The sequence below is a fragment of the Streptomyces sp. BR123 genome, assembly GCF_013401435.1.
Lineage (GTDB): Bacteria > Actinomycetota > Actinomycetes > Streptomycetales > Streptomycetaceae > Streptomyces.
Window position 1 is genome coordinate 1 of sequence record NZ_JACBGN010000410.1, and the last position, 5,023, is coordinate 5,023.

At 71.8% G+C, this 5,023-nt stretch carries 5 protein-coding genes; 3 read left to right on the forward strand and 2 right to left on the reverse strand.

From position 1 onward, the window contains the following. Positions 1-199: 199 nt before the first annotated feature. Positions 200-388, forward strand: coding sequence for a hypothetical protein (locus tag HYE82_RS33860; protein WP_179178053.1), 189 nt, complete (start codon positions 200-202; stop codon positions 386-388). A gap of 334 nt (positions 389-722) precedes the next feature. On the opposite strand, the gene HYE82_RS33865 is transcribed toward HYE82_RS33860, so the two are convergent. Further along, a complete protein-coding gene (locus tag HYE82_RS33865; protein ID WP_179178054.1) occupies positions 723-1,586 on the reverse strand; it encodes a hypothetical protein in 864 nt (287 codons plus the stop codon). Positions 1,587-1,918: 332 nt separating this feature from the next. Between HYE82_RS33865 and HYE82_RS33870 the strand changes: the two genes are divergently transcribed. After that, positions 1,919-2,563 carry a dihydrofolate reductase family protein gene (locus tag HYE82_RS33870; protein WP_179178055.1) on the forward strand — a complete coding sequence of 215 codons (645 nt, stop codon included), beginning with the start codon at positions 1,919-1,921 and terminating at the stop codon, positions 2,561-2,563. Positions 2,564-2,787: 224 nt separating this feature from the next. On the opposite strand, the gene HYE82_RS33875 is transcribed toward HYE82_RS33870, so the two are convergent. After that, complete coding sequence (locus tag HYE82_RS33875; protein WP_256988063.1) at positions 2,788-3,117, reverse strand: hypothetical protein; 330 nt, start codon at positions 3,115-3,117, stop codon at positions 2,788-2,790. A gap of 596 nt (positions 3,118-3,713) precedes the next feature. Here HYE82_RS33875 and HYE82_RS33880 point away from each other — a divergent pair. Then, entirely contained in the window at positions 3,714-5,000 is a 1,287-nt protein-coding gene (locus HYE82_RS33880) for a hypothetical protein (protein ID WP_179178057.1), read from the forward strand. Positions 5,001-5,023: the final 23 nt, after the last annotated feature.

A 5,023-nucleotide genomic window follows, 5' to 3' on the forward strand; every position in this document is an offset into this window, starting at 1 on the left:
CCGACCACCCCGGTCGCCCCCGCCAGCAGCACCCTCGTCGCGCCCATACCAGCCTCCCGCATCGGGTCCCTCGACCCCTTGTCCGCTTCGACACCCCATGGACCGGAGGGGCCCCTGGAACGTGACACATCAGAGCTGTGTCCGCCGTCACATCCGAGCTGCTCGCGGGGACGGTCCCGGCCGGCCGCCCGATACGCCGGTGAAACGCCACCCGGCCTCCCGTGCCGCCGTCGTGAACTCCGGGCCGTTCTTCTTCGGGCGGCCCGAGGGGCTGGGCTGGCTGTTCGTCGACGAGGCCGGGCAGGCGACGCCGCAGATGGCGAGGGACGGCATGGAGAAGGCGCTCGCCGAGGCCGGACCTGCACGTGGGTTGCCCCGCATACCGTGACGGCATCCACCGGACCCGCTCATGCATGCGGCCTACCCGAGGGTGCGGCGGGGTCAGCTGTTGATGACGCACCTGGAGGGTGGCCCCAGGGTGGACGGGCTTGTCCTGAAAGCGTTGTGGCGTGCCTCGGAGCTACCCGCCTCTGATCTTCCCGAGGGCGATCGGTGCGCCGGCGGCACAACGGCGCAGCGCGTGCAGCCGCTTCGACGGGCTCGGTCGGCGCCGCCCCGGGCACCCCGTACTCCGCCGGGCCGTTCGCTTCGTCCACTTCGCGCCCCCGCCTTCGATCTTCCTGCGTGGGACCGAGCCTGGCCGCTGCGGGCGCCCGGCCTGTTCACGGGTTCTTGCGCAGCTCGTACAGGTCGCCGTCGGACGGGTCGCCGACGTGGTGGTACAGCTCCGGACGCTCCGGCCTGCCGGCGACCCGCCACTCGGGCAGCGGGCAGCCCGCGATGCGGATGTCGACCCGCTGGCCCCAGGTGTTGCGCCGTCCGGGTGTCAGCGTCCAGGTGCCGGGGCCCGAGCAGGCCCGGCCCCAGGTGGAGGTCTCGCCGGGCCGGAAGTACTTGACGGCCGAGGCGGTGGCGCTGCCGTCCGCTGCGAAGGTGACGAGTCCTCCTCTGCCGTCTGACCAGGTGCCCACGACGGACGCCGCGGTGAGCAGCGGGGGACGGTACCTCGGCACGATGTCCGTCCAGAGGGCGAAGGAGCCCAGGAGGCCGATGCCCGCCACGACTGCGGTACCCCGCACCGCGACGAGGCCGAACAGCCCGTCCCGCCGCGGCCGGCCGAGCAGGGCGGCGACGGACAGGACGGCCGTGGCCACCGCCCAGGGCACGAGCACGGTGGACAGGTCTGCGCCGGTGGCGAGGCCCGCGGCCACGGGCACGGCGAGCAGTGCCGCCACCGCGGCCACCGCCCACGGCCATGCGTCCCGGCCGCCGAACAGGCGCCCGAGGAGGTCGCCGAGCGCCACGGCCGGCAGCACCACCACGAGCGACAGCACGAACGCCACGACCATGACGAGCTGCGAGACGCCGAGGAAGGCCGCCAGGGCCTCGGCGTTTCCGCCGTCGACGCGCGGCGGCACCCGGGTCAGGGTGTACAGCACGCCGAGCACCGCCGCGAGCAGCGCTTCGAGGAACAGCACCATCGTCGAGACCAGCAGCATCCGGCCGTAGGAGCGCTTCGATTCCACGGTGGGTCCCCCTCCCCCGGCACGCCGAAGTGACGCCGTCGCCCGTTCGGATCGCGCCGCACGCCCTCATACTGCCACCAGGGCTGAACACGTTCAATTCTGTTGCGGGTGTCCCGGCTTCCGCAGGCCTGCCGCGAGTACGGGGCCGCGCCCACCCCCACAGCTGCCTCCTGACCGGCCCGGCGCCGTTCACGGGCCGCGTGCCCCGCCCCTGCCGGACTGACGACCGGTTCCGGCGCGGGCCCTCAGGCCGGATCACCGGACTGGCCGATGAGTTCCGGCGCCCGGGACGGTCTCCTGTGCATGGTGCCGAGAAGCCCAAGGAGGAGCGCATGGCCCAGCTGCTGAGAGTTCAGAACTTCAACGTGTCGAGCGACGGGATCGGGGCCGGGGAGGACCAGAGCCTCGAGCACCCCTTCGGGCACGTCGACCCGGGCAGGCTGTTCGCCTGGGCCGGCGCCACGGCGAGCTGGCCCAGGCGCACCGAGCCCGGCGGCAGCCGGGGCCTGGACGACTACTTCACCCGGGACTTCGCCAACAACATCGGCGCCGAGATCATGGGCCGCAACAAGTTCGGGCCGCAGCGCGGCCCCTGGCAGGACCACGAATGGCGCGGCTGGTGGGGTGACGAGCCGCCGTTCCACACGCCGGTGTTCGTGCTGACCCACCACGAACGGCCTTCGTTCACCCTCTCCGACACCACCTTCCACTTCGTCGCCGGCGAACCGGCCGCCGTCCTCGCCATGGCGCGGGAGGCCGCGCAGGGCAAGGACGTCCGGCTCGGCGGCGGAGTGACCACCATCCGCGAGTTCCTCGACGCCGACCTCGTCGACACCCTCCACGTGGCGGTCTCGCCCGTGGAACTCGGCTCCGGGCTGCGCCTGTGGGACTCGCCCGAGGAGCTACTCGACCGCTTCCACCTGGAGACCGTCCCCAGCCCGAGCGGCGTGACGCACCACCTGTTCTGGCGCAGGTGACACCCGGGTCCTGAGGTTGTTCCTGTTTGGCGGACAGGTTCTACGTGTCGGTTCGGGCTGAGGTGGTTTCGTGCCGGGCGGGAAGCTTTGGCGGCCGAGCCTGCTGCGGAGTGCCCGAAGCCGGCTGATGCGGACCGCGCGGGCCACCGTCCGCCGCCGGGGGCAGCCCCGACCTCCGTTCGGAGCGACCGTGCCGGAGGTCTGGGGCTCTCGGGGCAGGGGGATCAGATCGTGACGCAGATGCCGTCTTCGATCGAGCGGCCATCGCGCTCCAGGCCGCCGCACACGAGTTTCGAGCCGGCCTGCTCGTAGCCCACCTCCCACCGGTGGCTCGCCGCGTTGACCTTCGGGGAGTGGAAGTTGCCCCAGTACGAGCGAAGCGTGCCGGGGAGTCCGTCCTTGGTCCTCACGGTGATGTCCTGGACGAACCGGTTGTGGTGCGCGGTCATGACGCAGATGTAGTTGCCGCACTGCCCGTGTACTTCGGCGCCGGCCGGCGTGGCAGCAAGCAGGGGGAGGGCGCAGGCAGCAAGCAGCGCGGCGAAATTCTTCATACGTGGCATGACCGGTCAACGATCACGACGGCAAACGGATGCGCGCTCACCGCCCTTCGGGCGACCGGGCACCTGCGGCGGCACCGGCTCCCCTGCACCGGCGTGCCGTCTCTGTGGAGGGAGTGGGCGCGTTCCCGTGCCGGCTGCCGCCCGGTGCCGTGGACGTGACCGTCCTGCGCGGCGCCGCGTGGCGGCTGGCGGGCCGGCCGCGGGCACGCCGGGAAACGCGGTGCCGGCCGGCTGTCCAGTGGTGTGCAAGGAGTCCGGCGAGATGGAGCACGGTACACGGCGCTGACGGTCCGCTACGACGTCACCGTGCTGCCGGCGGCGATGCCGGACTGCTTCCGCTCCGGCTCCCTGCCTCCTCGTGAGCAGTACGGGGACCAGTGGAACCTCGGCCCCTGAAGCCCCTGAAGCCCCTGAAGCCCCTGAGGGCCTCGGCCCCGGACCGAGAGCGGCGTGTGCAGGCGACAGTCACCAAGAAGTGATCAACCGGAGACTTCCGTCCGCTCGCCCGGCTGCAAGACTGGCCCTGGTCAGGACGGCGGCAGCCGGCTGAGCAACGGACAAGCGGACGGCCCGGGCAGGAGGCGGAGTTGAGTATCGGCGTCGAGGGGCAGATCGACATAACGGGACCGGTGGGCAAACTGCTCCACCGGCGGAAACTGCAGAACGCCACGGTGATGCAGTCCTTCGGCATCGACCCGGTCACCGGCGACATCTTCGTCCTCCAGGTCGTCGAGGGCGGGCTCACCCTCCCGGGAGAGTCCGGCCCCAGGACCGGCGCGCAACGGGCGTACGCCGGCGACCTTGCCGTGACCCGCCTCGACCAGGCGGGCGCGATCACGGGGCACATGTACCTGCAGGGCTTCGGCCACGGAGTGTCCATGGGCGTCGAACACCACGACGGGGTCTCGCGTTTGTGGACCGAGACGGCGTCCGTCCCCATGGGCACCAACGTGCCGGAAGAGGAGAAGGAGGGCTACGGCACGGCCGTCACCCACTTCGAGTTCCGTGACGGAACCACCATCGGCTCCGGCTCCTCGCAGCTCGCCGAGCCGTACCGGCCCGTGGCCGGTGCCACCAACGTCACCTGCACCATCGACCCCACGACGAACCGGGTGATCGTCCGCTTCAAGAGCGGCAGCATGACGTTCGAGTCCCATGACCTGGACAAGGCCAGGGCCGGCGACTGGACGGCTCCGCTGGCCCGCATCAACCAGCCCGACGCGCACGGAACCTTCCAGGGGTACGCCTCCCTCGGCGGCGTGCTGTACATGCTGGCCGGCAACGGATACTCGGCCACGCTCGACCCGCCCGGCAACACGTGGCTGACAGCGGTGGACTGGGCCACCGGTGCCGTCCTGGACCAGCAGTTCACCGCCGCCGCTCCGGGCCTGGAACTGCGCGAACCCGAGGGCATGGCCGTGTCGGTGCGGAACGGGGTGCCGCATCTGCACTTCGGCTTCGCCGGCGAGGAGCCCGGCCCGCGGACCTGCACCATCCTGTCGCTGTCCGGGGCCCCGGAGGTCGACGGGGTGAAGGTACTGGCCGACTGGCAGCCGATCCCGCTGGCGAGCGGGGTGACCGCCGACGTCCGCGCACCGCAGGGGCGGCTGATCAGCATCGCGGGCACGACGGTGCTGCAACTCGGTGGCGGGGTGAAGGGGACCTTCGACGCGGACGTCCGGATCGGTACGCTGCCCGACGCCCTGGCCCCGAGCATGGCGACCCAGGGCAGCGTGCCGCGCAACAACAGCGGCGGAGTGTGCACCGCACGGGCGGAGGCGAACTCCGTCCGCGAGCTCTGGCTGTACGGCGGACGCTCCACGAACCCCATCACGTGGGCCCAGCTGGACAACTTCAGCGCCGTCTGGCGCTGAACGACGTCCCGTTCCTCCCGCCC

Coding starts and splice junctions, on each gene's coding strand:
- HYE82_RS33870 (WP_179178055.1), top strand. CDS start 1,919: ATGGCCCAGCTGCTGAGAGTTCAGAACTTCAACGTGTCGAGCGACGGG.
- HYE82_RS33875 (WP_256988063.1), bottom strand. CDS start 3,117: ATGAAGAATTTCGCCGCGCTGCTTGCTGCCTGCGCCCTCCCCCTGCTT.